Raw genomic sequence first — 26,988 nt, forward strand, 5'->3', positions numbered from 1 at the left:
GACTCGGGACGCGGTCAGGCTGGGTTAACAACCGCCTGACCGACGCTCAAGACCGTTCCACCACCCGCTGGCGCTGGGCGGCGTGCCAGACGGGCTGCAGCGCCGCGTCCAGCGCCCAGTGGGGCTGGCCCGGGTTCAGGCGCACGCCGCCCACCCAACGGGGCTCGTCGTGGCAGTCCAGACCATACGCCTGGCCGGCCAGTACCTGCTCGCCAAGGGCGGTGAGCTGCAGGGTTCGGCGTGGCCAGGGCAGTGCGGCGTCGTCTTCGTGCAGCAACGGGCGGCGCGCATCGATCAACGGGCGCAGCAGAGCGTGGAACATCAGGTCGCCGAGGCTCGGCAGCGGGTCGTGCTGCTCCATCAATTGCGCGTAGACATAGCCGAAGGGCAACGGGCCTGAGTGCTGCAGCACCTTCAAGGCCAGCCGCTCGCTGAGCGCCAGCCCGTCGTGCACTGACGGCAGCTCCTGCAACTGGCGCATCAACGCGGGGGCGAGCAGCGGCAGGGCAGGTTGCTCGGTGTGGGCCAGCTGCGCCCAGCGGGTGGGGTCCGGCGCCTGGTAGGCGGCCCAGGCATCGCGGGCCAGGCTGAGCATCGCCGGGGTCACCGGGCGACGCTGTGGCCACAGCCAGGCGAGCAGTTCAGGCGCCAGCTGGCCGATGCCGATGAAGCGCGCCACCCCAGGCACTCGGTCAATGGCAATCAGGCTGAGGGCACGTGGCAGCTCGGGCAAGCCTGCCAGGGCGCGCAGCAGGAACAGTTGATCGTAAGCATCGGCCTCGCACCACAGCACCGTAGGCTGTTCGTCTTGCAACTGCTGCAGCGCGGCGTACTCGCTTTCCAGCCGTTGGCGCGCCTGTGGCAGTTGCAGATTGAACGCGTGGCTGATGAACGCACTGCGCACGTTGACATAGTCGGCCGGCGCCAGCGCCGGCACCGGCCCCATGCACAGCGGGTCGGAGAGCATGCGGAACTGCCCTTTGAACCCTGCCAGTTGCAGGCTGTGCTGGATGTCGTTGCCGCAGCGCCAGTGGCGGGTCTGGGGGGTGTCATCAGCCATGAAGCCGGGATGCTCGCTGGCAAAACGCAAGGTGTCGCAGTGCGCTTTGAGCCTGGGCCAGCTGGAGAAGCCCAGCTCTTGGGCGATCAACCATTGCGCATCGGCCAGGCGTGGCGCACGGTCCAGTGCAGGCAGACGCTCGGGATCACCGGCGCGCCAGCGGCGCAGCAGGTCTTTGGCGCGCTTGCGCTGTTGATCGAGGTTGAGGCGGCCATCAGTGACGCGATAGGGCAGTGACATACGAGCTCCTGTGTACGCCTTGTCCGCAGTCAGGCTGGAGTCGTTGAGACGAAGACATCGAGGTAGGCACCGGGGCGCAGCCCTTTCCGCGGACGGGAGGCGTGGTGGACGCCGGCGCTGACTATAGGCGCTGACCGGGTGCGCTTCAAGCGCGGCGTGTGGCACAGGCAAACGCTAGCGTGCAGTGAGCAACCCTTCCAGGCGCTGGCGCTCCCAGAGGCTGAGAAAATCCGTGGGGCCGGTGCCGTAGCGCGGCCAGTCCGCCACGCTCGCCAGTCCGCCGGCGGCGCTGCGACAGGTGAGGCAGCCGGCCAGGCCGTCAGCGTCGAGCGTCAGGGTCAGCGACCAGCCATCGATGTCGACGCACACCTCACCGCCTGCGGTACGTGACACGATGTGCAACGAGCGTATGCCTTGCGCGACGTCGCGCAGGTGCTGGTACACCGCGCGGGCACTGGGTGGTAACGGACTCAGAAGTTGGCCGGGGTGTTGGCGCTGATGATCTCGGCCTCGTCGGGGCCGATGTTCTTGAAAGCATGGGGCAGGGTGGTGGGAATGTAGTAGCCATCACCGGTGTTCAGTACGCTGACCTGGCCATCGACCCACAGCTCGACGGTGCCGCGGGTGACCAGGCCGCATTCCTCGCCCTCGGCGTGGACGATCGGCTCGCCGGAATCGGCCCCGGGTGCGTACAACTCGCGCAGCATGCGCATCTGCCGGCCTTCGACGCTGGCGCCGACCAGCAGCATGCGCAGGCCATTGCGGCCCAAGTCCGGTTGCTCGCTGCCGCGGAACACGAAACGCTCTTCGCGCACTGGCTCATCGAAACTGAAGAATTCGGCGAGGGACATGGGGATGCCTTCGAGCAGCTTCTTCAGCGAGCTGACGGAAGGGCTGACACGGTTCTGTTCGATCTGCGAGATGGTGGAATTGGTCAGGCCGCTGCGGCGGGCCAGTTCACGTTGGGAAAGATTGTTGCGTTCGCGCACCAGCTTGAGTCGAGTCCCAGTGTCCATAGCCGCCTTGATATCAGAGGTGTCAATAATAATGAGCGAAACATTAAAACACACTCGGCCAGGCGGCGCGCTGCGCGTCTCAACGCGGCGTGGCAGCGGGTCGGGGCCACACACCGACCAGCAGCAGCAACAGCGCCACCAGCAGGTACGGCAAGCGCGGATCGAGCCCGTAGACCAGGGTTCCGGCCAGCGGCCCGACGACCGCGCCCAGACCGTGGGCCGCGCTGACCGAGCCGGCCGTAGCGCCTTGCTCCGAGGCTTGCATGGCGTTGGCCGCCAGTGCCGAGACGGCGGGAAACACAAAGCCCATGCCCGCTGCCGCGACGAAGAAGGCTGCGCACAGCTGGGGCGTGGTCATCGCCAGCGCGGCGCTGGCATAACCCAGCGCCGAGACGCAGGCGCCGACGCCGATCATGCGCAGGGGCGGCCAGTCAAGGCGGCGGATCAGCACCTGGCACAGAATCAGGGCCACACCCACGGTGGTCAGTGCCGCCCCGGCCGCCTGCGCGGCGTCTGCGGCCGGAAGACGCAGGCGGTCAAGGGCGTAGAAGCCGACGGTGATCTGCGACACGGTCACGCTGAGCATGGCGCTGAACGCGACCAGCAGTGGCCGTCGCAGCCGCGGGTCGCTCAGGCGCACCGCATTCGGCGCCTGGGCCTGATGCCGCGGCTCGGCCTTGAGGGCGCGCCACAGCACCACGAAGGCCAGCGCCGGCAACAAGGACAGCAGGTAGAACGGCAGGGTCAGGCTGTGCCGGGCCAGCAATCCGGCCAGCGCCGGACCCAGCACCAGGCCGACGGCGTTGGCAGCGCCCAACAGTGCCATGCTGCGCGCGCGCTGCTGCGGGGCGACATGGTCAGCGATCAAGGCGTTGCAGGCCACCGGCAGGGCGGCATAGAAGGCGCCGATCAAGCCGCGCACCAGCATCAGCCCGACGAATGCCACCCCTGCGCTGGGCAGCCAGCGCAACGCACCATCGATGAACAGGCACATGGCCCAATACGCCACGCTGAACCCGGCACTGCCCAGCAGCAAGACCCGGCGCCGGCCATAGCGGTCGGACAAGCGCCCCCAGGGCCGTGCCAGACCCACCCAGACCAGCCCTGAAACCGTGACCGCTGCGCCCGCTTGCCACGTGGCCATGCCCAACAGCCGCGCGATTGGCCCGATCAGGGCGACGAAGGCCATCATCGACAGGGTGCAGGTCATGTTGACCAGCAGCAGAGGTCGCAGGTCGAGCGTACTGGATGAAGCGGCAGGGGGCGGCGTAGACGTCATGAGGGGGTCCGAGTGGGGTGCGCCTCCATAGTAGTAATAATTATTTACATATGTCGACCCGCAGCGGTACTCGCGGGGGTGCCCGCGCTGCCGGGCATGCGTGACTCAGCGTGGCCCAGACAGGCTGTTCACCGCTCATCACGCCCCAGCACCCGCCGCCCCGGCCACATGCTGGCCAGCACGCCATCCCGACGCACCAGCGCATGCATCAATGCCGCCCCCAGATGAAGCAACACCACCGCAAACAGCGCATAACCGGCCCAGCCATGCGCCAGGCGCAGTGCGGCGTACAGTTGCAGGTCATGCGGCGCGATCGCCGGCAGGCCCAATGGGCGGGGATAGCCCCCGGCCGATAGCATCGCCCAGCCCAGCAGCGGCATTGCCAGCATCAGTGCGTACAACGCCAGGTGCGAGGCGCCCGCGGCCAGACGCTGCAGGCGCGGCAGGTCGGCGGGCAGCGGCGGTGGCGGCAGGCTCAGGCGCACGGCGATACGCACGATCAACAGGCCCAGCAAGGCCAGGCCGGTGGCCTTGTGCAGCTCGACCAGCAGCGGATGGCGCAGCGACAGGTCACTGACCATGCTCACACCGATGAACAGCATGGCCACGATCAACAGCGCCATGAGCCAGTGCAGCAGGCGCGCCAGTGGGTGGAAGGTGGTGGGACGCGTGGAGGATGGGCTCATGGACGGGCTCCGGTGCTCAGGGTTTCGCGGCTGCGTCGGTCGAACGACACCGCGTAGGCGGCCGAACGGGCAGCGAGGATCGGGTCGGCCGAGGCCTGGATGCCGCTGGGCAGGATCAACGGGTCGAAGTTCAGGTCGCGGCAGGCGCCCTGTTCAGGGCCATCGACCTGCTCCAGCACCAGGGTGCCGGCATCCACGCTGCGCCGCTCGGCAGGCCAGGGCTTGGCGGGGTCGTCGACGGCATCGCCGGGTTCGGCCAAGGTCAGGCGCAGGGTCCAGCGCAGCGGGCCCAGGGCCAGACGCTGTTGCAGGTCGTGCTGCAGAAACTGCGGATCGCTCACCTGGCCTGGCAGCGGCTGGAACGGCGTTTGCGGCACCAGTTGCCAGCGCACCGGCTGACGCTTGCCGTCGGCATTGACCAGCACAAACGCGTTGATGCTGTTGTAGGCCGTGTTGGCAAAACTGTTGCTGGCCTTGTAGCTGGCGGCCCACTGGCGCCAGGCAGCGCTTTCCGGATGCGCGGCGAAGAACGCCTGTTGACGGGCAGGGTCGGGTTTTCCGGTGGCCGGGTCCGGGGTGCCGGCCAGCACCTGATCGTAGAAGCCCTGCGCGGTGCTGACGGCCAGTACCGGCGGATTGTTCATGCCGGTGCGCCACACCTGGCCGTCATCGCTGCGCAGCTCCAGCGCCAGGCTGCGCGTGGGCACGGCGGTATCGGGGGCAAAGGGATTGGCGCCGCCGATGGCAAAGCGCCCGATCACCGGCACCCGCGCCTGGCTGAAGACCCGCGCCGTCGACAGCGTGGCAGCCTGGCCGTTGCCGAGGAACTGCCCGCTGACGCACAGCCCCTTGGCGTGGTTTTTGCGGTAGCCGGGGTGCTGCCCGGCCTGGGCCTCGAAGGTGTCGATGATGCGCTGTGGGGTCAGCGGCTGAGTGCCGATCCACCCGGCCGCGTAGGCAAACGTGCCGGCCAAGGCCGCCAGGCCGCCGCCGATGGCCGCCAGGCGCAGCCATTTGGCCGAACCGTGCAAGGGAGTGTTCATGGGGAGCATCCGAATCAGTCGATGAGCGAGTACGACGCGGGCGCTGCAGGTTTATTCCGTAAGGTTGGCTTTACGTGGCCATGGCACGCGGCTGGGAGTCCTGAGCGCTCTTTGCGTCGTTCAGGCTGCTTGAAGGAGTGCGGTGTGCCGGCTTCGCCTCGAGTGACATTGGCTCATGACGTGGCGGGCAGCACTTGGCGCGCGTGGTCGCGACGCTCAGGCGGGCACACCGTGGAGTGACCGTGGCCATCTGGCTCAATGACCTGCGCCGTGGTCGGTTGCGCGAAACTTGCTGCGGATTTTATGGGAATAGTTTCGCGCTTAGAGCGTCTGCTGTTTACATCGAACCTCGGCGCGGACCCGATCATGCATGAGCTGGACGACCACCAATGGCGTGACTTGCTGCACCGGCTACGGCGTTTCGCCCTGGGCCTGACCCGGCACGCTGCCAGCGCCGACGACCTGGTCCAGGCCACCGTGGAGCGCGCCTTGAGCCGGCGCAGCCAACAGCGCGACCCGCAACAGCTGCGGGCCTGGCTGTTTACGATCCTGTATCGGCTGTTTCTCGATGGCAAACGTCGCGAGCGCCTGCACGCACGTTGGTTGACCTGGTTCGGCCACGGTGAAGCAGAGGCGTACGCCTCTGCCGACGACCCACAGGCGACCCTGCTGGCCCAGGCCGACCTGCACGCCTTCGCCCGCCTGCCCAGCGAACAGCGCGCGCTGCTGTTGCTGGTCAGCGTCGAAGGCTTGAGCTACAAGGAGGCCGCCCAGGCCCTGGAGATTCCCATCGGCACGGTGATGTCGCGTCTGTCGCGGGCCCGCGCGGCCCTGCGTGCCTTGACTGAAGACACCCCTCGACCACCGGCATTGCGGAGACTGAAATGAGCCGTCTGACCCCCACCGAAGCCGAGCTGCACGCGTTTGTCGACGAGCGCCTCGAACCTGCCCGGCGCACGCAAGTGCAGGCCTGGCTCGCCGCCAACCCGCAGCAGGCGGCGCGTGTTCAGGCCTGGCAGGACGATGTCCGCCGCTTGCGTGCCGCTCTGGCCGGGCTGGCGGCACAGCCGGCGGCCGAGCCCCTGGACCTGCGCCAGCTGCAACGCGGTTTGCGCCAACGGCGCCAGCGGCGCTGGGCCAGTGCGGCGGTGCTGGTGCTGGCAGTCGGCCTGGGTGGTCTGGGCGGTTGGCAGGCGCGCACCGTCAGCCTGACGGCGCAGAACTTGCCCATGGCCGATGCATTGCAGGCCCATCGGCTGTTCGCGAGCAGCACCGCGCTGGATATCCAGGCCCACGATCCTGCGCGCCTGCAAACCTGGCTGGACCAGCATTTTGCCCGCGTCGGGCAATTGCCGGACCTGTCAGGCTATGGCTTGCTGCCGGTGGGCGCGCGTCTGCTCAGCAACGAGCAGGGCGCTGCAGCGTTGCTGGTGTTCGAGGATGGCAAGGGCCAGCGCGTCAGCCTGTTCCTGCGCTCGCCAGGCGGCCATTTCGCCCGCATGCCCAGTGGCGAGCGCACTGAGGGCGAGCTTGCAGCGCGCTACTGGTCCCACGGCGATTACAACTTTGCCTTGGTCAGTGCTGCCGATGATGCGCGTGGCGAACCCTTGCGCCAGGCGCTGGACCTCAGCTTGTAGCCGGCGCGGGGTGAAATCCTTCCTCGGGTCAGTTAGGGTCGGGGGCCACTGACAAGGAGAGCGACATGATTTCAACAGCGACGGTGCTCATCACAGGTGCCGCCCGCGGCCTCGGCTTTGCGGCGGCACGCGCCCTGGCCCAGGACGGGGCGCGGGTCATGCTCAGCGACCTGGGCACCGATAATCAGGGCCAGGGCCGTGACCCGTCAGTGGTTGCAGAGGCCGCCGAACGCCTGCGCGCCGAAGGCTTCGACGTTCAAGGTCATTGCACCGACCTCAGCGATGAAGCCGAGTGCCAGGCCTTGGTCGAGGCCTGCGTGGCGCATTTCGGCGGGCTCGACGCGCTGGTGCACAACGCCGGCTGGGTCGACTACCAGCCCATCGAGCAAAGCAGCGCCGATTTCTTCGAGCGCGCCCTGGCGATCAACGTCATGGCACCGGTGTGGCTGTGCAAGCACGCCTGGCCGCACCTGCAGGCCTCGCCCGCCCCGCGCATCGTGCTCAGCACCTCGGACCGCGCCCTGTACATCCCCCACGCCCGCGCAGGCCTGGCGGCCTATTCGGCGGGAAAGATGGCGCAAGTCGGCCTGATGAATGCCTTGGCGGCTGAAGGTGCGCCCCATGGCATCCAGGTCAACGCGCTGTCGCCGGTGGCGCGCACGCGCATGTGGGGCGAACAGGGTGAGCCTGACGACCTCAAGCCCGAATGGGTGGCGCCGGGCGTGGTGTTTCTCGCCAGTGCCCGCTGTCAGGTCAGCGGCTATGTACTGCGCGCCAGCAATGGGCAGTTCTGTGCTGAACGCTTCGAGGAACGCCAAGGCGTGGAGTACCCGCGAAACCTGCAGGCGGTCGCAGCCAGCTCGGCGCAGGAAATCGCCGAGCGCTGGGTAGAGGTCTGCGCGCGGCCATGAGGGCGGGTGGGGCCGGCCGTCCTTAGGTCGCCCTGCATGCTTAGGAGCACCCAGGCCATCGTACGAGACGCGACGGCGTGCGCGTCTCGATCCAGCCAGCGCCGGCGCGCTGGCCTTGCGTATTGAAGAAAAGGACTTTCAATGCTCGCTATCCGTCCCGCCACCCGCGCCGATGCACAGCGCACGCTCGACATCCGCCGCGCGGCCATTCACGCCCAGTGTATCGGCGCTTACTCAGCCCAGGACATGCACACCTGGACCCAGGCCGTGGTAACGCCACCTTACGCCGAGCTGGTGCAGCAGCACTTCTACCTGGGTCGCTGGCACGGTGAGGACGTGGCAACCATCATGCTCGGGCCCCAGGCGGGTGAGCTAGGCGCGCTGTTCGTTGCCCCGCAGGCCATGGGCCAGGGCATCGGCCGGCGCCTGGTCGAGTACCTCGAAGGGCTGGCGCGTAGCGCTGGCTGGACCCACCTGACCCTCGATGCCACCCTCAACGCTGCGCCGTTCTACCGGCGTTGCGGCTTCATCGGCGAGGCCGAATCGGTGTATGAGTCGCCCTCGGGTATCAGCCTGCGCTGCGTGCCCATGCGCAAGGCGCTATAGCGCCAATAGGCGCAACTCATCGGGCGAAACAAGAAAAGTGGCACGGTAGCAGGCATAATGCCAGCATTCTGAACATCAGGGATTTCCCGATACAGGTTCAGGTGCTTCCCTCGCTGATGCTCATAGGTTCGTTTCCATGCCGCTAGTTGCAAGCCCCGACGTCATGTACCGCTTGTTGATCCAGAGCGTGGTCGACTACGCCATCTACCTGCTCACGCCCGAGGGTGTGATCGCCAACTGGAACGCCGGGGCGCAGCGGGCCAAGGGCTATAGCGCCGATGAAGTGGTCGGCCGGCACTACTCGCTGTTCTACACCGACGCCGAACGGCTGGCCGGCTGTCCGGACCTGAACCTTGCCCAGGCGCGCCTGGCCGGGCGGTTCGAAGAGCATGGCTGGCGCTTGCGCAAGGATGGCTCGGCGTTTCGTGCCCATGTGGTGATCGATGCGGTGTATGACGACGACGGCAAGCTGGTGGGGTTTGCCAAGATCACCCGCGACTGCAGCGAGCAGTACCAGGCGCAGATGGCCCAGCGCGAGCAGGAGCGTAACTTCCGCCTGCTGGTACAGGGCGTCAGCGACTACGCCATCTATATGCTCGACCCTTGTGGCCGGGTGGCCAGCTGGAACGCCGGTGCCGAGCGTACCAAGGGCTATCGCGCCGAGGAAATCGTTGGCCAGCATTTCTCGGTGTTCTATACCGACAAAGACCGTTGCAGCGGGCTGCCCGACAAGGGCCTGGAAACCGCCCGCCGCCAGGGCCGCTTCCAGGCCGAGGGCCTGCGCCAGCGCAAGGACGGCTCGCATTTCTGGACCAGCGTGGTGATCGAAGCCATCCTCGATGAAGACAGCGGTGAGCTGGTCGGTTTCTCCAAGGTCACCCGCGACATGAGCGAGCAGCGCCGCTACGAACAGGCGCTGCTGCAAGCCAAGGAAGCCGCCGAGCAGCACAGCCAGGAGATGGCCGGGCTGTCGCAGTTTCTCGATTCGGTCATCGCCAACATTCCTGCCAGCGTGATCGTACAGGACGCCGGCAGCCGCAAGATTCTTCTGGCCAACCAGCAGGCCGAGCGGCTGTTCGGCGGGCAGGGCGCGAGCATGATCGGCCATTTGCCCGAGCGCTACCTGCCTTCGGCAACGGCCCAGTACCTGCACCAGCAATTGACCCGCGGCGCCCACAACGGACGGGCGTTCGCCGCCGAAACCCGGGTCGACACCGCCATCGGCATGCGCACCCTGCGCAGCCGCGTGGTGCGCTGCCAGAGCCCGGCCGGCCAGGCCGATTACGTGTTGTACGTGGGCGAAGACGCCACCGAGCAACTGGCCGCCCATGCGCAGATCCATCACATGGCGCACCACGATGCGCTGACCGGCCTGCCCAACCGCACGCTGTTCAGCGACCGGCTCACCCATGCGCTGCTGCGCGGCGAAGAACAGGGCAAGCTGACTGCGGCGCTGTGCCTGGACCTGGACAACTTCAAGAACATCAACGACAGCCTTGGCCACGCCTTCGGCGACAAGCTGCTGCGCGCGCTGGGCAAGCGCTTGCGCGCTGAGTTGCGCGAACACGACACCCTGGCACGCCTGGGCGGTGACGAATTCGCCGTGGTCCTGACCGGCCTGGACAGTCGCGAGGCGGCCGCCCACACCGCGCAGCGGCTGATCGCCGCCGTTGCCCCGGCCTTTCAGATCGAAGGCCACCAGTTCAGCGTCGGCGTCAGCATCGGCATTGCCGTGTCACCCGAGGACCACCAGCAGGCCGAGCAACTGTTGTGCTACGCCGACATGGCGCTGTACGAAGCCAAGCGCAACGGCCGCAACCGCTATGAATGCTTCCACATCGACCTCGACGTGGCCGCGCGTCAACGCCGCCTGGTCGAGACCGACCTGCGCACCGCGTTGCACCTGGGCCAACTGCAGCTGCACTACCAGCCGGTGGTGGATCACCGCAGCCACAGCGTCAGCGGCTACGAAGCGTTGCTGCGCTGGGAGCACCCCGAGCGTGGCATGATCATGCCGATGGATTTCATCCCCATCGCCGAGGAAACCGGGCTGATTCATGACATCGGTATCCGCGCGCTGAACCTTGCCTGCCAGGAAGCGGCACGATGGGAAGGCAGCCAGAGCGTGGCGGTGAACCTGTCGCCGGTGCAGTTCAAGGATGCCAACCTGCCGCACATCGTGGCCCTGGCGCTGGCCGATTCGGGGCTGGCGCCTGAGCGACTGGAACTGGAGATCACCGAATCGGTGCTGCTGGGCAACAGCGAGGAAAACGTCCAGACCTTGCGCGCGCTGAAGGCACTGGGCGTGTCGATCTCGCTGGACGACTTCGGCACGGGCTATTCATCACTGGGTTATCTGCGCTCGTTCCCGTTCGACCGGATCAAGATCGACAAGTCGTTCGTGCAGGACATGTGCGACAGCCGCGAGGCGATGTCGATCATCCGCGCCATCACCGAGCTGTCCAACAGCCTGATGATCAAGACCACGGCCGAAGGCGTGGAGTCGACCGAGCAGATGTACCGTCTGGCGGCCGAGGGCTGCTCGCACCTGCAGGGCTATCTGTATGGTCGACCGGTGCCGGCCAGCGAGCGCCTGACCCGGCTGCTGCCCTTGGCACCCTGATGAGCTTGGACGCCGACGTTTCAGGCGGCGCGCGCGTGCTCGCGAAGGCGACGCGGCCGCTCCGATTCAAGGGCTGGTCACTCAGCGCCGCAGCGGACCCGTCGTATGATCGGGCGTGCCGCGTCTGTCATGCGTCCCAGTCTGGAGCGAAGTCAGGGTTGACCACCCGCTGGTTTTTCGGCAACGCCGCAATCTGCCTGCGGTCTTCAGCGTCCAGCGGCACGTTCGCCGATTGCAGGTTCGCCAACTGATTCGCACGCCCAGCGGCCTTGGGAATCGCCGCCACCGCCTCCTGGTCCAGTAGCCACTTGAGCGCCACCTGGCTTGGCAGGACGCCGTGTTTGCGGGCGATGTCGACGATCACCGCCTGCTCGGCGGCGCGGCCGCGGGCCAGTGGGGTGTAGGCGGTGAGGACCAGGTCGTGCTGGCGGGCGTAGTGGAGCAACGGTTGCTGACCGAGTAGCACGTGGTACTCGACCTGGATCGCCGACAGCGGCGCGCCGTGCTGCTCGATCGCCTGGCGCAGCAGGCCCAGGGGGAAGTTGGCAACCCCGATGGCCCGCGCCTTGCCCTGCTGATGCAGTTCGGCCAGCGCGTCCAGGGTACGGCCAAGGTCCATGTCGGGCGTCGGCCAGTGCAGGTAGAACAGGTCGACATAGTCGGTCTGCAGGGCACGCAGGCTATCGTCGAACGACTGCCTTAGCGCGCTGGGCGCCAGGCGGTCGTGCCAGACCTTGGTGGTGAGGTGAATCTGTTCGCGCGGCACGCTGCTGGTGCGTAAGGCTTCACCGACCGCCGCTTCGTTGTTGTAGGCCGTGGCCGTGTCGATGTGCCGATACCCCAGATCCAGCGCTTGTTGCACCGCCTGGGTGCACTCGGTGCCGAGCATGGGCCAGGTGCCCAGGCCGAGGGCGGGCATGTTCAGGCCGTTGGACGTGGTCAGTCGGTGCATGAAAATCTCCCTGAGCGGTCATAGTCGAAGTTGGAACCGGCTTTCATCATCCCCTGTCTTGCGAGCCCATTGCCAAGGGCCATGGGCGAAACGGGTCGATTACCGCACACATCAAGGCGCTTCTGCTTTGGGCCGCCTTCTTCTAGAATTTGCCCACATTTTTCCAGACTGCGGAACTTTTCATGGCCGGCAGCCAGATCGAACGCGCCCTCAACCTGCTCGAGCACCTGACCCGGGATGCCAGCGGCTGCGCCTTGCAGAGCTTGGCCGACGACCTGCACATCCCGAAAAGCGCCGCCCACCGCATGCTCGCCGAGCTGATCCGCTTAGGCTACGTGCGACAGAACGCAGGCAGCAGCCACTACCAGCTCTCGACCCGCCTGGTGGCCCTGGCGTTCCGCTACCTGGCCAGTAGCGGCGCCGATATCGTCGAGCCGATTCTGGAACGTCTGGCCGCCGAGACGGGCGAGCTGGTGCGTCTGGGCGTGATCGAAGGTGAGCGCCTGACATGGATCGCCAAGGCGCAAGGCGCGCGTTCCGGCCTGCGCTACGACCCCGACATGGGCCGCGATGCGCCGCTGTTCTACACCGCTTCAGGGCACGCCTGGCTGGCCTGCCTGAGCGACGCCGAGGCGTTGGCGCTGGTGGCGCGCCAGGGCCTGAGCGCGCCAGCCGAGCTGGGCCCCAACGCGCCACGCAACACCAGCGAGCTGCTCGAACGCCTGCGCCTGGCCCGCGCGCTCGGTTACGCCTGGGTGATGCAAAGCTCGGCCGTCGGTACCGCGGCCCTGGCGGCAGTGGTGCGTGATCCGCGCAGCGGCAAGCCCAGCGGCGTGCTCAGCGTGGCCGGGCCCAGTGCAAGGCTGGCGCAGGCACGCATCGAAGCGCTGGCGCCGTTGCTCCTGGCCGCCGTTGAGGAACTGGCGCAGGCCAGCCAGGCCTCGGAGCTGTTCAGTTGATCGATGCCCCTTGCGCTGGCGTGCAGGCTGCTCCTAAATAGACCCAATTCAAAAAAGCGGAACGAGGTTCCGGTATCGCCAGGGCTGCACGTGCCGTTGGCCTAGGTGCTGGAACTGCCCCTGACCGGCATGATCGAAAGGGCGGCGCGTGCCAAGCCTGCCTCAGACACACACGAACGATGCTGCACCGGTAAGGCGATTGCGGCCTGGCCGGGCTGCTGGCCGGCCCACCTGCCGCTGAGCCCGCACAGGCCCATGCGGCAGTTGCTCGAGCCGGGCGTCAGCGCAGAGCACCGCGCACCGCGGGTCTTGCCCGAGGCCCAGAGCGTGCTGCCGCGCACGTGACCCGATGACCCACGACCCCGCCTGCCGCGGCGTCTTTTTCAGAGACCAGCATGAGTACCAGCACCCCACTTTCCGGCGTCAACCAACCCCTGCGTGGCATGGCCCTGTTGGTGAGCGCCACGTTCCTGTTCGCCAGCCACGACGCACTGTCCAAGTACCTGGGCGGCATCTATCCGATCATCATGGTGGTCTGGGCGCGCTACGTGGTGCACACCCTGCTGATGGCCGGGATTTTCCTGCCCAAATCCGGCATGGCGGTGCTGCGGACCCGCCGCCCGCTGTTGCAGACCTTGCGCGCGTTGAGCCTGCTCAGTACCAGCTTGCTGTTCACCAGCGGCCTGCATTACCTGCCGTTGGCCGAGGCCACTTCGGTCAATTTCCTGGCCCCGGTGCTGGTGACGGCGCTGTCGGTGCCACTGCTCAAGGAGCATGTCACCCGCGGCCAGTGGGTGGCGGTGGTGCTGGGGTTCATCGGGGTCATGGTGGTGGTGCACCCGGGCGGCGCGATGTTCACTCCGGCGATCCTCTTTCCGCTGGGCTCGGCGCTGGGCTTCTGCTTCTACCAGATCCTCACCCGCAAGCTCTCGACCATCGACAGCCCGACCACCAGCAACTTCTACGCAGGGCTGTGCAACACCTTGGTGATGAGTGCGCTGGTGCCGTTTTTCTGGCAGGTGCCGCGCTGGGATCACGCCCTGCTGATGCTTGCCCTGGGCGGCTTCGGCATGAGCGCGCACCTGTTGCTGACCCAGGCCTTCCGCTTTGCCGCGCCGGCACTGCTGGCGCCATTCAGCTACTGCCAGATCGTCTTTGCCGGCCTGTTGGGCCTGCTGTTCTTCGGCCAGATGCCAGACACCATCAGTCTGGTCGGGATCGCCATCATCTGCCTGAGCGGTCTGGGCGCGGCGTGGATGCAGCGGCGCAAGTGAGAGGCGCACCCGAAGGCTGGGAGGTGGAGACCAAAAAGGGGCGCGTTGCCAGCAACGCACCCCTTTTTTCATTGCAGCAGGAACATCAGTGGCTGACGGCTCGCAGGCTGTCCTGCCGGCTGGCTTCGTAGGCAGCTTTGCTCATGGGCTTGGCATCGGCCTTGCCCAGGTCTTCCATCGCCAGGCGGTGGGTTTCCGGGGCCAGGTAGGCCGCCAGGGCGCACACGCAGGTGATGAAGAAGGCAATGCCACCGACCACCATGGGGATGTTGTCCGAGCCCGGTGGCGCGACGGCGGCGAACAACGCCGGCAGCATGGCCGTCAGCATGGTGCCGATGTTCTGCGCAATGGCCATGGCTGACACGCGGTAGCGGGTCTGGAACAGCTCCGGGTAGAAGCTTGGGAACACCGCGTTGTAGCCCTGGTAGACCAAGCCCCACATCACGATCGAGGCGGCCACGGCCATCGGCACGTTATGGATGCTGATGGCGTACAGGTAGACGAACGCCAGCAGGCCCGAGCCCAGGCAGCCGGCGATCATGGTCGGGCGGCGACCGATCTTGTCCGACAGGTTGCCCACGAACGGAATCACCAGCACGGCAACGATGTTGCCGATCACCGGGATCCACAGGTACACGCTTTTATCGAAGCCCACGCCGTAGGCCGGCTGCACCGCATAGGCCGCACCGAACACGGTGGCCACGACCGGAATCACGTTCATCAGGGCCATGAACATCACCAGCACCATGTGCTTCCAGCTGTAACGGAACGCTTCGCTGATCGGCGACTTGGCCACGGCGTCTTTCTGCTCTTCCTGGACGAATGCCGGGGTCTCGTGGACCTCTTTGCGGATGATGAAGCCTGCCACCAGCACCAAGGCGCTGAGCAGGAACGGAATGCGCCAGCCCCAGTCATTGAACGCTTCGCTGGGCATGAAATAGGCCAGCGGCAGGAACACCGCAGCCGCCATGACCTGGCCAGCCTGCACGCCCTGCAAGGTATAGCTGGCGTAGTAGCCACGGCGGCCGAACGGGGCGTGCTCCATGATCATCGAGCTGGCACCGGAAATCTCGCCGGCCACCGCAAAGCCTTGCACCAGGCGCAGCAGCACGAGAATCAGCGGGGCAGCGATGCCGATGTCGTGGTAGGTGGGTAGCAGGCCCACCGCCATGGTCGACAGGCCCATGAGGAACATGCACAACAGCAGCACGTTCTTGCGCCCGCGAGTGTCGCCCCAGTGGCCGAGCACGAAGGCGCCGATGGGGCGCGCCAGGTAGCCCACGCCATAGGTTGCGAGCGAGGCGATGATGGCCATCTTCGGGTCCATCGACGGGAAGAAGATCTGCAGGAAAATCAATGCCGCAGCCTGGGCGTAGATGAAGAAGTCGTAGTATTCCAGCGCCGAGCCGATCCACCCGCTGGCGGTCGCCTTCTTGGCTTGGGAGCTTGATCTGACCATCGTGTTCTCCGTTGTTCTTGTTAGTCACCGCACAGCGCGGTGTAGGCAACGCATGGGTAAGGCACTTCAGGCAGGCAGAAACGAGCAGCGCCCAGGCATGGGTCTGGCCAGCGCAGTACAAAGGGCAGGGCGGCAGGTACGTGCTCGGTGCTTGCGGGCAGGTGCAAGGACATCGGAGGTGTGCATAGGTGTTTACCCGGTTTATTGAAATTATTGTCTGGTGACGCAACACGCGCCCTCGCAGTGTCCAACCCCTCGACGACAAAGCCGTGCGGGTCGAGGGCCTGGCCTGGGAGTGGCGTAATGGTTGTCCAGCGCTGTGAAGTGAATCAATTCGTATCATCCGGTTCTGTTCGGTAATCGAACGCAATACTAACCATTCCGTACAAAGCCCATTGTCGGCGCGACTTTACCTGCGAATAATCCATCCTGCCAAGAAACCCTTTGCGGGTCCGTCGTCCCGCGCCGATTGCGCTGCGCGCCACACAACAAGGAATTCCAGCATGAAACGTTCAATTGCCACCGTGTCCTTGAGCGGCACCTTGCCGGAAAAGCTCGAAGCGATTGCCGCAGCGGGGTTCGACGGTGTCGAGATCTTTGAAAACGACCTGCTTTATTACGCCGGCAGCCCGCGGGAAATCCGCCAGATGTGTGCCGACCTCGGCATCGCCATCACCTTGTTCCAGCCGTTCCGCGATTTCGAGGGCTGCCGCCGCGACCGCCTGCAGCGCAACCTTGACCGCGCCGAGCGCAAGTTCGACCTGATGCAGGAACTGGGCACCGATCTGGTGCTGGTGTGCAGCAACGTGCAGGCCGATGCCCTCGGCGATGAACAGGTGCTGGTCGACGATCTGCGCCTGCTCGCCGAGCACGCCAGCCAGCGCGGCCTGCGCATCGGCTATGAAGCGTTGGCCTGGGGCCGCCACGTCAACACCTATCAGCAGGCCTGGCACCTGGTGCGCCAGGCCGATCACGCTGCCCTTGGGATGGTGCTCGACAGCTTCCACACCCTCTCGCTCAAGGGCGACCCCGGCGCCATTCGCGATATTCCGGGCGAGAAGATTTTCTTCGTGCAAATGGCCGACGCGCCGATCCTGGCCATGGACGTCCTGGAGTGGAGCCGGCATTTCCGTTGCTTCCCAGGGCAGGGCGAAATGGACATGGCCGGCTTCCTGGCGCCGATTCTCGCCACCGGTTACCGAGGGCCGTTGTCACTGGAAATTTTCAACGATGGCTTTCGCGCAGCGCCGCCTCGGCAGAACGCGGTCGACGGCCTGCGCTCGTTGTTGTACCTGGAAGAAAAAACCCGCCTGCGTCTGCAGGCCGAGGCCACACCCATTGAACCCGGTGTGCTGTTTGCCCCGCCGGCCGCCAGCCGGTACCACGGCGTGGAGTTCCTTGAGTTTGCCGTCGATGAAGCGGTGGGCGCGCGGCTGGGCGGGTGGCTCAAGCGTCTGGGCTTCAGCGACGCGGGTGAGCACCGCAGCAAGGACGTGTGTCTGCTGCGCCAGGGCGATATCAACATCGTGCTCAACGCCGAGCCCTATTCCTTTGCCCACAACTTCTTTGAAGCCCATGGCCCGTCGCTGTGTGCCACCGCGCTGCGGGTCGATCAGGCCGGGCCTGCCTTGCAACGCGCCACCGCGTTTGGTGGCCAGCCGTATCGCGGCCTGGTCGGGCCAAACGAACGTGAAGTGCCGGCAGTACGAGCGCCCGACGGCAGCCTGATCTATCTGGTGGAGCAGGCCGGCAATGGCCAGAGCATCTACGACACCGATTTCAGCCTCGACACAGTCGATGCGGGCAGTGGCGGCCTGCTGCGCATCGACCACATGGCCCTGGCACTGCCGGCCGAAACGCTGGACACCTGGGTCCTGGTCTATAAAAGCCTGTTCGACTTCACCGCCGATGACGAAGTGGTTTTGCCCGACCCGTACGGCCTGGTCAAAAGCCGCGCCCTGCGCAGCCCGTGCGGCACCTTGCGCTTGCCGCTGAACATCTCCGAGAACCGCAACACCGCCATCGCCCATGCGCTGTCGAGCTATCGTGGTTCGGGCGTGCACCACATCGCCTTCGAATGCGCGGACATCTTTCGCGAAGTGGCGCGGGCCAAGGACGCCGGCGTGCCGCTGTTGGAAATCCCGCTCAACTACTACGACGATCTGGCCGCGCGCTTTGATTTCGACGACGAGTTCCTGAGCGAACTGGCCTACTTCAACGTGCTGTACGACCGCGATGCCCAGGGCGGCGAGCTGTTCCATGTGTACACCGAGGCCTTCGAGGACCGTTTCTTCTTCGAGATCCTGCAGCGCAAGGGCGGCTATGTGGGCTACGGCGCGGCCAACGTGGCAGTGCGCCTGGCGGCCATGGCCAAAGCGCGCAGCGGTGCGGCCCGCAAGCCGGTGCTGTAGGCAAGGCTGGATCGCGTCCAGGCCATGGCAACCGGAGCCGGCACTGCCTGCCCAGTACCGGCCTCGTCGCGCTTGAGCGCACGCAGTCGAGCGCTGGCCATTGGCCTGGGCCGAGTGTACGGCCGCGGTCGTGTTCAAGGCGTGGGCCTTGAACGCTGCTGCGCTAGCTGGCAGTGCGCCATCGCCTGTCGCCATTTCGCGCCTTCGGTGGTCTATTGCACGCTTCCCTGGGCTGGCTGGCTCGCGGATAATCAGCCGATTCCAACAAGAACCTGTGAGCCGGTATGAGTGATCTGCAAGTCAAGCCCGCCGCGTTGCGGGAGCGCAAGACGCGCAAGAACAACCCTGAAAAGACCCGTGAAGATATCCTTCAGGCCGCGATTCAGGAGTTTGTTCAGCAGGGCCTGGCCGGCGCTCGGGTCGACGCGATCGCCGAGCGCATGGCCACTTCCAAACGCATGATCTACTACTACTTCGGCAGCAAGGAGCAGCTGTACGTCGAGTGCCTGGTCAAGCTGTATGGCGACATTCGCAAGACCGAACACGGCCTTGACCTGGAGTCGCTGCCACCGGTGCAGGCGATCCGTCGTCTGGTGGAGTTCACCTTCGATCACCACGACCTCAACGTCGACTTCGTGCGCATCGTCAGCACCGAAAACATCCACTACGGCGAATACGTCAAACAGTCTCCGGAAATCCGCGAGATGAGCAGCTTGGTCGTGCAGATGCTCGGCAACACTCTGGCGCGCGGCGTGGAGGAGGGGGTGTTCCGCCCCGGCATCGAGGTCATCGACCTGCACATGCTGATGAGTTCGTTCTGCTTCTACCGCGTGTCCAACCGCCATACCTTCGGCGAGCTGTTCCAGATCGAGCTGTCTGATGAGCACGTCAAGCGGCGACAGAAGGACATGATCTGCGAGGTGGTACTGCGCTACCTGCAAGCGTAGCCGCAATGAACCTGACGCCGCGCCCAGGCACCCCCCGGCGCGGCGTCGGTCTGTCAGAGCCCGGCGAAATGCGCCTGCATGCGCGCCGCATCCGCAGCCCGGCCACTGAACAGCTCGAAGGCCTTCACGGCCTGGAACACGGCCATGGTGCCACCGTCGAGTGTTTGGCACCCCAGCGCACGGGCATGGCGCAGCAGCGCGGTTTCCAGCGGGAAGTAGATGATTTCGGCCACCCACAGCCCTGCATGCAGCAACGCCGGCGGCAGCGGCGTGCCGGGGAGCTTGGCCATGCCGACGGGCGTGGTGTTCACCAGCCCGTCGGCGACCTTGACGGCTTGGGCCAAGTCCTCGCCGAGCACCGCGCGGCCCGGGCCGAAGCGTACGCTGAGGTTATCGATCAGTGCCTGCGCACGCTGCGCATCGACTTCAAACAGCAGCAGTTGCTCGACGCCTTCGCCGAGCAAGGCATGGGCCACCGCCGAACCGGCACCGCCTGCGCCCAGCTGCACCACCTGGCGCCGCGACACGTTCGGCAGCCCGCGTCGGAAGCCTTCGGCAAAGCCCAGGCAATCGGTGTTGTGCCCCACCCGCTTGCCGTCACGCAGCACCACGGTATTGACCGCGCCAATGCCACGCGCCTCCTCCGACAACTCATCGAGCAGCGGCAGAATCGACTGCTTGAACGGGAAGGTGATGTTCAGCCCGGTAAATCCGGTGCGCTCGGCGGCTTCGAGCAACTGGGGCAGGGCGCTGTCCGGCACCTGCAATCGATCGGCATCGATCAGGCGGTACAGGTAGCGCAGCGACTGCGCGTCACCTTCGCGCTCGTGCAAGGCCGGGGTCCGCGAAGCCTGGATGCCACGGCCAATCAGGCCGGCCAGCACAGCATCTTGACGGGTGCTCATGCCGCAGGCTCCTTGAGCAGTTGGGCGAAATGGCCGAGGGCCAGGCGGTAGCCGTTGCTACCCAGGCCGCAGATCACGCCCACGGCAATGGACGAAACGAACGACAGGTGACGGAAGGGTTCTCGCGTGTGCACGTTGGACAGGTGCACCTCGATCACCGGCACTTCACTGGCCACCAACGCGTCGCGGAGGGCGACAGAGGTGTGGGTCCAGGCGGCGGGGTTGATCAGGATGCCGTGGCAGCGGCCGCGTGCCGCGTGGATCCAGTCGAGCAGTTCGCCTTCGTGGTTGGTCTGGCGAAACTCCAGGTCCAGACCGTGCTGGTCGGCACTGGCAGCGCACAGGTTACCCAGTTCGGCCAAGGTTTCAGCGCCGTAGTGGGCCGGCTCGCGGGTGCCCAGCAGGTTCAGGTTGGGGCCATTGAGCACCAGGATTCGAGGCTTCATGAACGTATCGCTTTTGTTGTTGTGGAATGACGCGATATTTGTACCATCCGGTTAATACGTCAATCGGACGATGGGAGGCCACGGCGAAAGTGGGCGGTAATCGCGCACGTGTGCGCAGTGATGGTCGGGCGCGCCGCCACCGCTGAGCGGTGCAGTTGGCTCGCTGGCAGGGGGCGGTCGTGTCGACTGCACCCTGCGCCTGCGTAAGGGCGCCTGCGCTGGAACGGGGCGCTGCCCACGAGCCGTTTACATCACCCACCGATGATCCAGCCGCAGGTGGCTGAGAAACACCTCATCGTGCGACACCACCAGCAAGCCCCCCTGGAACTGCGCGAGCATCTGCTCGACAGCCTCCAGTGACACCAGGTCAAGGTGGTTGCCGGGTTCATCGAGCAGCAGCAGGTCGATCGGTGTGTGCCGGTACAGCAACGCGATGAGCCCTGCCTTGACCCGCTCGCCGCCGCTGAGCAGGGCGCTGGGCAGCTCGATCCGCGCCGCATCCAGGGCCACATGGGCCAGGCGCGTGCGCAAGGTGCTGACGTCGAGTAGCGGGTTGGCCTGCTGCAGGTGGCCGAGCGCGCTCTGGTGGGGTGCCAGCTGGCTGGCGTGCTGATCCAGCAGACCCACCGTACCGCTGACCTGCACAGTGCCGGCACGAGGCGTCAGCTGGCCGCTGATCAGCTTGAGCAACGTCGATTTGCCGCTGCCATTGGCACCGGTAACTGCCATGCGCTCGCCTGCGCGCAGGTGCAGGTCGAGCGGTTTCTGGCTGCCGTGGGGCAACTGCACTCGATCCAGACACAACAGTGACCGCCCATTTGGCCGCTGCGCGGTGGGTGCCTGCAGCGTGATGCCCCGGGCACGTTCGACCCGCTGCGCCGCCTCGCTGACGCGCTGGTCGATGGCGTGCTGCGCGTGCTGTTGAAGGCGCTGCTGTTTGCCCGCCGTGGCCTGGCTGCGTTGCTGCTGGCGGCCGAGAAGGATCTTCGCCTGGTTGGCTTCGCGGGCCGTGCCGCGGCCGTGCGCCTGCTGACGTTCGAGTCGCTCGCGCTGGTGCTGCGCTTCAGCCTTTTCCCGCTGGCGCTGCAGCTTCAGGCGATCGAGCGTGTCCTGGGCGTGCGCCTGTTCGGCGGCCTTGGCGCGGCGGTAGGCACTGTAGCCGCCGCCATAGCTGCGCAAACCCAAGGTGCTGAGTTCCAGGATTCGCTGCATGGGTTCGAGCAGCGCGCGGTCATGGCTGATCAGCAGCAGGCCGCGCGGCCACTGGGCAATCAGCGCTTGCAGGTGCTCGCGGCCCTGGCGGTCGAGATGATTGCTCGGCTCGTCCAGAATCAGGTAGTCGGCGTCGGCGAGGAACGCGCCCACGATGGCCACGCGCATCGCCTGGCCGGGGCTCAGGATGCTGGCCGGGCTGAGCGGGTCGAGGCCGCCCAGCCCCTGCCGGGCAAGCTGGGCCTGCAACTGCTCGACCAGGGTCCAGCGCTCGCCCATGAGGTCGAAGTCGGCCTGTTCCACACTGCCTTCAGCGATACGCTGCAATGCCCTTAGCTGCGGGGCGATCTGCGCGAGGTCGGCCACGGTGCGGCTCTGGCACAGGGTCTGTTGGTCGAGCCGATGCACCTGGCCACGGCGCAGGCAACGTCCCTCGCTGGGCGCGCACTCACCGGCCAACAGCCGGCCGAGCACACTTTTGCCCACGCCGTTGGCGCCCACCAGCCCGGTGTGGCGGTGGTCAAGGGTGGCGTTGAGGTCGGTGAACAGCGCGCGGCCATCGGGCAGGGCGCAGGTGACGCGGTCGAGCGTCAGAATCGAAGTGTTCGTCATGGAGAAATCCATTCATGCCGCGACATCCCCAAAGCAAGGCTGGGGGGTGAAGGCTGGCCGTCAAGCAGACGGCGGCATCAATGACGCATCGGACGAACACCTCAGTGTGCAGGAAAGGTCGCCAGCGTAGCGTCGCATGGGGGCTACGTAAAGGGCGGGCTGATTCTACGGGTCTGCACCCGCTCAGGCTTGGCCACGCGTACCCTCTGAATCCGCCCACCCTGCAAGGCTTGCTGCACTGTGGCTCGCAGGCCTAGTCCATCTGCTCGCAGAAGCGCAGCAGGTTGCCGAACGGGTCGCGCACCTGCAGTTGCAAACCCCAGTCCACGGTCTCGATGGCCGGCCGGGCGTAGCCATACTGTTTGGCCAGCAGTGCTTGCTCCAAGGCCCGCAAGTCGGTAACGCGAGCGAACACCATGGAGCCGGGCGTGGCATCACCGTAGTGCTCGGACAGGTGCAGAATCAGGCCATCACGGTGCACTTGGGCGTAGAGGGGCAGTTCAGGTGTGAAGCGGTGTTCCCAATCCAGCGTGAAACCGAGGAAGTCGAGGTAGAAAGCCTTGGCCTTGTCGACGCAAAAGATGCGCAAAACCGGAATGGCGGGTTGAAAATGCATGGGCAGTCCTTGGGCGTGCAGCAGAGGGAAGGGCTGATCCTGAAGGGTCCGGGCGACCTTGCCAAGTGCCCTGAGCGGCGCCCCCGTGCACAACGCTTGGCGGGCCTGCGCCAAGCAATTAGAATCACTCGCATTTGCAGCTTCCTATCCCTCTAGCGTGCCTGTGTATGACCGACTCCACTGCGGCGCCTTCACCTTGCCTGAGCACCTTGTACCGCGAGCACAGCGGCTGGCTGGAAAGCTGGCTGCGCAGTCGCCTGGGCGACCGCTGGGCCGCCGCCGACCTGGCTCAGGACACCTTCGTCAGGGTGCTGGCCGCTGAGCGCAGCAACAGCCTGCCGAGCCTGCGCGAGCCGCGCGCCTACCTGCTGACTGTCGGCAAACGGCTACTGGTCAACCATTACAAGCGCCGTAGCCTGGAGCGCGCCTATCTCGATGCTCTTGCGCAACTGCCGCAAGCCCAGGTGCCGTCGGCCGAGCAGCGCTGGCTCATGTTCGAGGCGCTGCAGGCGCTGGACGAGTTGCTCGACGGGCTGCCGCCGGCGGTGCGTCGGGCGTTTCTCTGGGCGCAGCTCGAAGGGCTCGACTACGCCAGCATCGCCCAACGCCTGGCGGTGTCGCCGCGCACGGTCAAACGCTACATGGCCCAAGCCTATGAGCATTGCCTGCTGGTGGCGCTGTGAGCGCCGAGGTCAGCCCCCAGGCTCGGCAACTGGCGCGCGAGGCTGCGCAGTGGTTGGCCTTGCAGGATGCCGGTGAGCTGGACGGCGCCGGTGACCTGCGCCTGCAACGCTGGCGCGCGCGCAGCGCGGCCCACGAAGCGCTGTGGCAAAAGGCCCAGCAGTTGCGCCAGCGTTTCGCCCAGGTGCCGGCGCCAGTCGGTCTGAGCTGCCTGGATCGCCCCGACCCGCAGCGGCGCAAGCTGCTCGGCCAGGCGCTGACCGTGGCAGCGTGCGCGCCGGTGGCCTGGCTGGCCTACCGGCAACTGCCCATGGAGCGCTGGCGTGCCGACCTTGCGACCACCACCGGCCAGCGGCGCGCACAGATGCTGGTCGATGGCAGCCGCCTGCAGTTGAACACCGCCACAGCCGTCGACCTGGCGTGGGTCGACGGGCAGCTGCACCTGACACTGTTGCAAGGCGAAATCGCACTGGACAGCCGTAGCCCGCTGCACCTGCAGACCCGTTATGGTCGCATCGACGCTGCGCCGGCCGATTTCTGCGTGCGCGACGATGGCGACGGTTGTCTGGTCTCGGTGACGCGGGGTGAGTTACGGCTGGCACCCCAGCACGGTGGCGAGCAACGGCTGGTCGCAGGCCATCAGGCGCGCTTGAGCACAACCTCGGTGGCGCAGGTGCGGCGCTTCGATGCGCAGTTGCCCGGCTGGCGACAGGGGGTGCTGATCGTCGAAGACCAGCCGCTGGGCCAGTTCTTGCGTGAACTCGAGCGCTACCGCCCAGGCGTGCTGCGCTGGCAGCCTGGCCTGGAGCGGCTGCGGGTCACCGGCACTTTCGTGCTCGACGACACTGATCGCATCCTGGCCTTGCTCGCCGCCAGCCTGCCGCTGCAGGTGCAATACCGCACCCGCTATTGGGTATCGCTGAGCGCCCGCGAGCAGCCCGCATGAGTGCGCATCGGCAGGGAAGTATTTCAATCTGTGGCTGGATGGAATCGCCGCGTGCCGATGCAGTCCCATTTGACACGCAGGTGCTGCGCGGGCCTGTTGTACCGGGTACGACGCCCACCTTTTCCAACGCCAAGGAGACACCCCGATGAAGAAAGCACTGCTCATGACCGCACTACTGGCCAGCGCAGGCCTGGCCCAGGCGGCGCAGACGGTAGAGCTGAAGCTCGCTGGCACAGATGGCCCGGGCAAGTCGATCGGCACCATCACCATCGAGCAGAACAAATACGGCGCGTTGCTCACGCCCGATCTCAAAGACCTGCCACCGGGCGTGCACGGTTTCCACCTGCACCAGAACGCTTCGTGCGACCCGGCCCAGGACAACGGCAAAACCGTGCCGGCCGGCGGCGCGGGCGGTCACTGGGACCCCGACACCACCAATGCCCACAAAGGCCCCTATGACGACAGCGGCCACCGCGGCGACCTGCCAGCGCTGTACGTCGGCGCCGACGGCAAGGCGACGTACCCGGTGCTGGCTCCGCGCCTGAAAGCCGAAGACTTCAAAGGCCATGCGCTGATGGTGCATGCCGGCGGCGACAACCACAGTGACCATCCGGAGAAACTCGGTGGTGGCGGTGCGCGCATGGCCTGTGGCGTGGTCAAGTAAACCGCGTGTCATCGGCGAACGCCGTGCAGGGCCGCGTCAGCGGCCGATGCCAGTCAGTGGAGTGATCGGGGCTGCACCGCAGCCTCACACGGCTTGACTGACTGGCATTGCGCCTCGGCGGCCCTCTTGTTCATCCGCTCGGGGGTCAGCTCAGTTCCAACCAGATCGGCGCATGGTCCGACGGCTTCTCCATACCCCGCAGCTCGTAATCCACCCCAGCATCCTTGACCCGTGGCAAAAGCCCGTGTGAGGCCATGATGAGGTCGATGCGCAGGCCTCGCTTGGGCTCATCCTCGAAACCTCGGCTGCGGTAGTCGAACCAGCTGAAACGGTCGCTGACCTGCGGATGCAGGTAACGGAAGCTGTCGGTCAGCCCCCACCCCTTCAAGCGCGCCATCCATTCCCGTTCTTCGGGCAGGAAACTGCACTTGCCACTCTTCAGCCAGCGCTTGGCGTTGTCCGGGCCGATGCCGATGTCGGCGTCTTCCGGTGAGATGTTCACATCACCCATCACGATCACCGCCTGATCGTTGCTGAACTGACCTTCGAGCAACGCCTGCAGGTCGCTGTAGAAACGTTGCTTGGCCGGAAATTTGGTGGGGTGGTCACGGCTTTCGCCCTGGGGGAAGTAGCCGTTCATGATGGTGATCGGCGTGCCATTGGCATCGGCGAAGGTGCCCCAGATGAAGCGTCGCTGGGCGTCTTGCTCATCAGTGGCAAAGCCCTTGAACAGGCTCAGCGGCGCTTGGCGCGAAAGCAGCGCCACGCCGTAATGGCCCTTTTGCCCGTGGTAATGCACGTGATAACCCAGCGCCTCGATGTCGGCCAGGGGGAACTGCTCGTCACTGACTTTGGTTTCCTGCAGGCCGATGACGTCAGGTTGGTGCTTGTCGATCAATGCAGCCAGTTGATGCGGGCGCGCGCGCAGACCATTGATGTTGAAACAGACGATTTTCATGGGAAACGCTGACCCCTGGTAAAAGGCCGGATGCTAGCGGACTCAGCCCCCGATCACCAGCGCAGCGCCGCGCATCGAGCCGCCGCAGCGCGAGCGGGTGAACGAAGCGAAGCGGCACGCCTCCAAGGCTAAACGGCCATTCCAGGAGCTCCATCCGCCATGACGACGACGTCTGAAACCCAGGTTTGCATGCTCGACGGCGGCTTTGCCCGCGAAGTGCGTGCGTTGCTGCTCCAAGCCTATGCACCAGAGCCCACCTACACCTACCTGTTCGACGCCAAACGCGCCGGTTACCAGCGCCGCCTGAAGGCTGTGATCAAAGAATGGGTACGCCAGCATTTCAATTTCAACCTGCCGGCAATTGGCCTGCTTGTCGAAGACCGCCTGGTCGCCGTGGCGCTCATCGTGCCACCCCAGCGCCGGTTGGGCGTGGCGGACAGCTGGGCCTGGCGCCTGCGCATGATCCTCGGCGCGGGCCTGCGCAGCACGCGCCGTTATCTCGACTACCAGGGTGCGTTGTCGACCTGGTTGCCCAGCGACCAGGTGCATGTCCTGCCACTGTTGGGAATTCACCCTGACTTCCAGGGCGAGCACTACGCCAACCAGTTGCTGCAAGTGGTGCATAGCTGGTGCGCCGAAGACCCGCAAACCGAGGGCGTAGTGCTCAATACGAGCAACCCCCATGCCATGCTCTTCTTGCAGCGGCTGAACTACCAGATGCTTGGCGAAGTGCCCGTGGGGCCCGTCAGTGAGCAGGTGTTTTTCCACCCGGCACCGACCTCGTCACTCGCTGCACCGACATGAGCGTTGGCCAAAGCGCTTTCATCGACACACGCCTCTGGTAG

Annotated in this window: 26 protein-coding genes; 13 read left to right on the forward strand and 13 right to left on the reverse strand. The window is 66.0% G+C overall.

What is annotated here, in order from left to right; genetic code table 11:
- Positions 1-46: 46 nt before the first annotated feature.
- The 6 genes from SJI00_RS21635 to SJI00_RS21660 form a co-directional block, all read right to left on the reverse strand.
- The gene (locus tag SJI00_RS21635; RefSeq protein ID WP_322463723.1) at positions 47-1,300 is read right to left on the reverse strand and encodes a DUF1835 domain-containing protein; all 1,254 of its coding nucleotides are present in this window, start codon (positions 1,298-1,300) and stop codon (positions 47-49) included.
- A gap of 174 nt (positions 1,301-1,474) precedes the next feature.
- Positions 1,475-1,744 carry a DUF7693 family protein gene (locus SJI00_RS21640; RefSeq protein ID WP_491630672.1) on the reverse strand — a complete coding sequence of 90 codons (270 nt, stop codon included), beginning with the start codon at positions 1,742-1,744 and terminating at the stop codon, positions 1,475-1,477.
- A 26-nt stretch (positions 1,745-1,770) separates the two neighbouring features.
- Positions 1,771-2,316 carry a cupin domain-containing protein gene (locus SJI00_RS21645; RefSeq protein WP_322463725.1) on the reverse strand — a complete coding sequence of 182 codons (546 nt, stop codon included), beginning with the start codon at positions 2,314-2,316 and terminating at the stop codon, positions 1,771-1,773.
- A gap of 79 nt (positions 2,317-2,395) precedes the next feature.
- Positions 2,396-3,595, reverse strand: a complete 1,200-nt coding sequence (locus tag SJI00_RS21650) for an MFS transporter (RefSeq protein WP_322463726.1) — start codon at positions 3,593-3,595, stop codon at positions 2,396-2,398.
- Between the two features lie 128 nt (positions 3,596-3,723).
- On the reverse strand, positions 3,724-4,281 hold the full coding sequence (locus SJI00_RS21655; RefSeq protein ID WP_322463727.1) for a cytochrome b: 558 nt from the start codon (positions 4,279-4,281) through the stop codon (positions 3,724-3,726).
- Complete coding sequence (locus SJI00_RS21660) at positions 4,278-5,324, reverse strand: catalase family peroxidase (protein ID WP_322463728.1); 1,047 nt, start codon at positions 5,322-5,324, stop codon at positions 4,278-4,280. The genes SJI00_RS21655 and SJI00_RS21660 overlap by 4 nt, the downstream gene beginning before the upstream one ends.
- Positions 5,325-5,690: 366 nt before the next feature.
- Here SJI00_RS21660 and SJI00_RS21665 point away from each other — a divergent pair, with 366 nt between their 5' ends.
- From SJI00_RS21665 to SJI00_RS21685, 5 genes are all read left to right on the forward strand, one after another.
- Positions 5,691-6,212, forward strand: coding sequence for a sigma-70 family RNA polymerase sigma factor (locus tag SJI00_RS21665; RefSeq protein WP_322463729.1), 522 nt, complete (start codon positions 5,691-5,693; stop codon positions 6,210-6,212).
- Complete coding sequence (locus SJI00_RS21670) at positions 6,209-6,961, forward strand: anti-sigma factor family protein (protein ID WP_322463730.1); 753 nt, start codon at positions 6,209-6,211, stop codon at positions 6,959-6,961. Before SJI00_RS21665 ends, SJI00_RS21670 begins: the two co-directional genes overlap by 4 nt.
- Positions 6,962-7,026: 65 nt before the next feature.
- Complete coding sequence (locus SJI00_RS21675) at positions 7,027-7,872, forward strand: SDR family NAD(P)-dependent oxidoreductase (RefSeq protein WP_322463731.1); 846 nt, start codon at positions 7,027-7,029, stop codon at positions 7,870-7,872.
- 141 nt (positions 7,873-8,013) lie between these two features.
- The gene (locus SJI00_RS21680) at positions 8,014-8,478 is read left to right on the forward strand and encodes a GNAT family N-acetyltransferase (RefSeq protein ID WP_322463732.1); all 465 of its coding nucleotides are present in this window, start codon (positions 8,014-8,016) and stop codon (positions 8,476-8,478) included.
- A gap of 136 nt (positions 8,479-8,614) precedes the next feature.
- Positions 8,615-11,101 carry a sensor domain-containing protein gene (locus SJI00_RS21685; RefSeq protein ID WP_322463733.1) on the forward strand — a complete coding sequence of 829 codons (2,487 nt, stop codon included), beginning with the start codon at positions 8,615-8,617 and terminating at the stop codon, positions 11,099-11,101.
- Positions 11,102-11,228: 127 nt separating this feature from the next.
- Here the strand turns inward: SJI00_RS21685 and SJI00_RS21690 are convergent, their stop codons facing one another.
- Positions 11,229-12,053, reverse strand: a complete 825-nt coding sequence (locus SJI00_RS21690) for an aldo/keto reductase (RefSeq protein ID WP_322463734.1) — start codon at positions 12,051-12,053, stop codon at positions 11,229-11,231.
- Positions 12,054-12,235: 182 nt separating this feature from the next.
- On the opposite strand from SJI00_RS21690, the gene SJI00_RS21695 reads away from it, so the two are divergent.
- On the forward strand, positions 12,236-13,012 hold the full coding sequence (locus SJI00_RS21695) for an IclR family transcriptional regulator (RefSeq protein WP_322463735.1): 777 nt from the start codon (positions 12,236-12,238) through the stop codon (positions 13,010-13,012).
- A gap of 395 nt (positions 13,013-13,407) precedes the next feature.
- On the forward strand, positions 13,408-14,286 hold the full coding sequence (locus SJI00_RS21700) for a DMT family transporter (RefSeq protein WP_322463736.1): 879 nt from the start codon (positions 13,408-13,410) through the stop codon (positions 14,284-14,286).
- Positions 14,287-14,371: 85 nt separating this feature from the next.
- Here the strand turns inward: SJI00_RS21700 and SJI00_RS21705 are convergent, their stop codons facing one another.
- Positions 14,372-15,745, reverse strand: coding sequence for an MFS transporter (locus SJI00_RS21705; RefSeq protein ID WP_322463737.1), 1,374 nt, complete (start codon positions 15,743-15,745; stop codon positions 14,372-14,374).
- 503 nt (positions 15,746-16,248) lie between these two features.
- Here SJI00_RS21705 and quiC point away from each other — a divergent pair.
- Positions 16,249-18,156: a 3-dehydroshikimate dehydratase QuiC gene (quiC, locus tag SJI00_RS21710; RefSeq protein ID WP_322463738.1), complete on the forward strand. Its 1,908-nt coding sequence runs from the start codon at positions 16,249-16,251 to the stop codon at positions 18,154-18,156.
- 284 nt (positions 18,157-18,440) lie between these two features.
- Positions 18,441-19,103, forward strand: coding sequence for a TetR/AcrR family transcriptional regulator (locus SJI00_RS21715; RefSeq protein ID WP_322463739.1), 663 nt, complete (start codon positions 18,441-18,443; stop codon positions 19,101-19,103).
- Positions 19,104-19,156: 53 nt separating this feature from the next.
- Here the strand turns inward: SJI00_RS21715 and SJI00_RS21720 are convergent, their stop codons facing one another.
- From SJI00_RS21720 to SJI00_RS21735, 4 genes are all read right to left on the reverse strand, one after another.
- Positions 19,157-20,008: a shikimate dehydrogenase gene (locus tag SJI00_RS21720; protein WP_322463740.1), complete on the reverse strand. Its 852-nt coding sequence runs from the start codon at positions 20,006-20,008 to the stop codon at positions 19,157-19,159.
- Positions 20,005-20,454, reverse strand: a complete 450-nt coding sequence (gene aroQ / locus SJI00_RS21725; RefSeq protein ID WP_322463741.1) for a type II 3-dehydroquinate dehydratase — start codon at positions 20,452-20,454, stop codon at positions 20,005-20,007. Before aroQ ends, SJI00_RS21720 begins: the two co-directional genes overlap by 4 nt.
- Positions 20,455-20,700: 246 nt before the next feature.
- Positions 20,701-22,278, reverse strand: coding sequence for an ATP-binding cassette domain-containing protein (locus SJI00_RS21730; protein WP_322463742.1), 1,578 nt, complete (start codon positions 22,276-22,278; stop codon positions 20,701-20,703).
- Between the two features lie 253 nt (positions 22,279-22,531).
- Positions 22,532-22,894: a glyoxalase superfamily protein gene (locus SJI00_RS21735; protein ID WP_322463743.1), complete on the reverse strand. Its 363-nt coding sequence runs from the start codon at positions 22,892-22,894 to the stop codon at positions 22,532-22,534.
- 167 nt (positions 22,895-23,061) lie between these two features.
- Here SJI00_RS21735 and SJI00_RS21740 point away from each other — a divergent pair, with 167 nt between their 5' ends.
- The 3 genes from SJI00_RS21740 to sodC all read left to right on the forward strand — a co-directional run bounded on the left by SJI00_RS21740 (position 23,062) and on the right by sodC (position 25,185).
- On the forward strand, positions 23,062-23,577 hold the full coding sequence (locus SJI00_RS21740) for a sigma-70 family RNA polymerase sigma factor (protein WP_322463744.1): 516 nt from the start codon (positions 23,062-23,064) through the stop codon (positions 23,575-23,577).
- The gene (locus SJI00_RS21745) at positions 23,574-24,521 is read left to right on the forward strand and encodes a FecR domain-containing protein (protein WP_322463745.1); all 948 of its coding nucleotides are present in this window, start codon (positions 23,574-23,576) and stop codon (positions 24,519-24,521) included. Before SJI00_RS21740 ends, SJI00_RS21745 begins: the two co-directional genes overlap by 4 nt.
- 145 nt (positions 24,522-24,666) lie before the next feature.
- Positions 24,667-25,185, forward strand: a complete 519-nt coding sequence (gene sodC, locus SJI00_RS21750; protein ID WP_322463746.1) for a superoxide dismutase [Cu-Zn] SodC — start codon at positions 24,667-24,669, stop codon at positions 25,183-25,185.
- Positions 25,186-25,330: 145 nt separating this feature from the next.
- Here the strand turns inward: sodC and xthA are convergent, their stop codons facing one another.
- Positions 25,331-26,143 (reverse strand): exodeoxyribonuclease III, encoded by an 813-nt coding sequence (gene xthA, locus SJI00_RS21755; RefSeq protein WP_322463747.1) that lies wholly within the window; start codon positions 26,141-26,143, stop codon positions 25,331-25,333.
- 159 nt (positions 26,144-26,302) lie between these two features.
- Between xthA and SJI00_RS21760 the strand changes: the two genes are divergently transcribed.
- A complete protein-coding gene (locus SJI00_RS21760; protein WP_322463748.1) occupies positions 26,303-26,947 on the forward strand; it encodes an N-acetyltransferase in 645 nt (214 codons plus the stop codon).
- Positions 26,948-26,988: the final 41 nt, after the last annotated feature.

It is taken from the genome of Pseudomonas gebzensis (genome assembly GCF_034427815.1).
In the GTDB taxonomy this organism is placed as follows: domain Bacteria; phylum Pseudomonadota; class Gammaproteobacteria; order Pseudomonadales; family Pseudomonadaceae; genus Aquipseudomonas.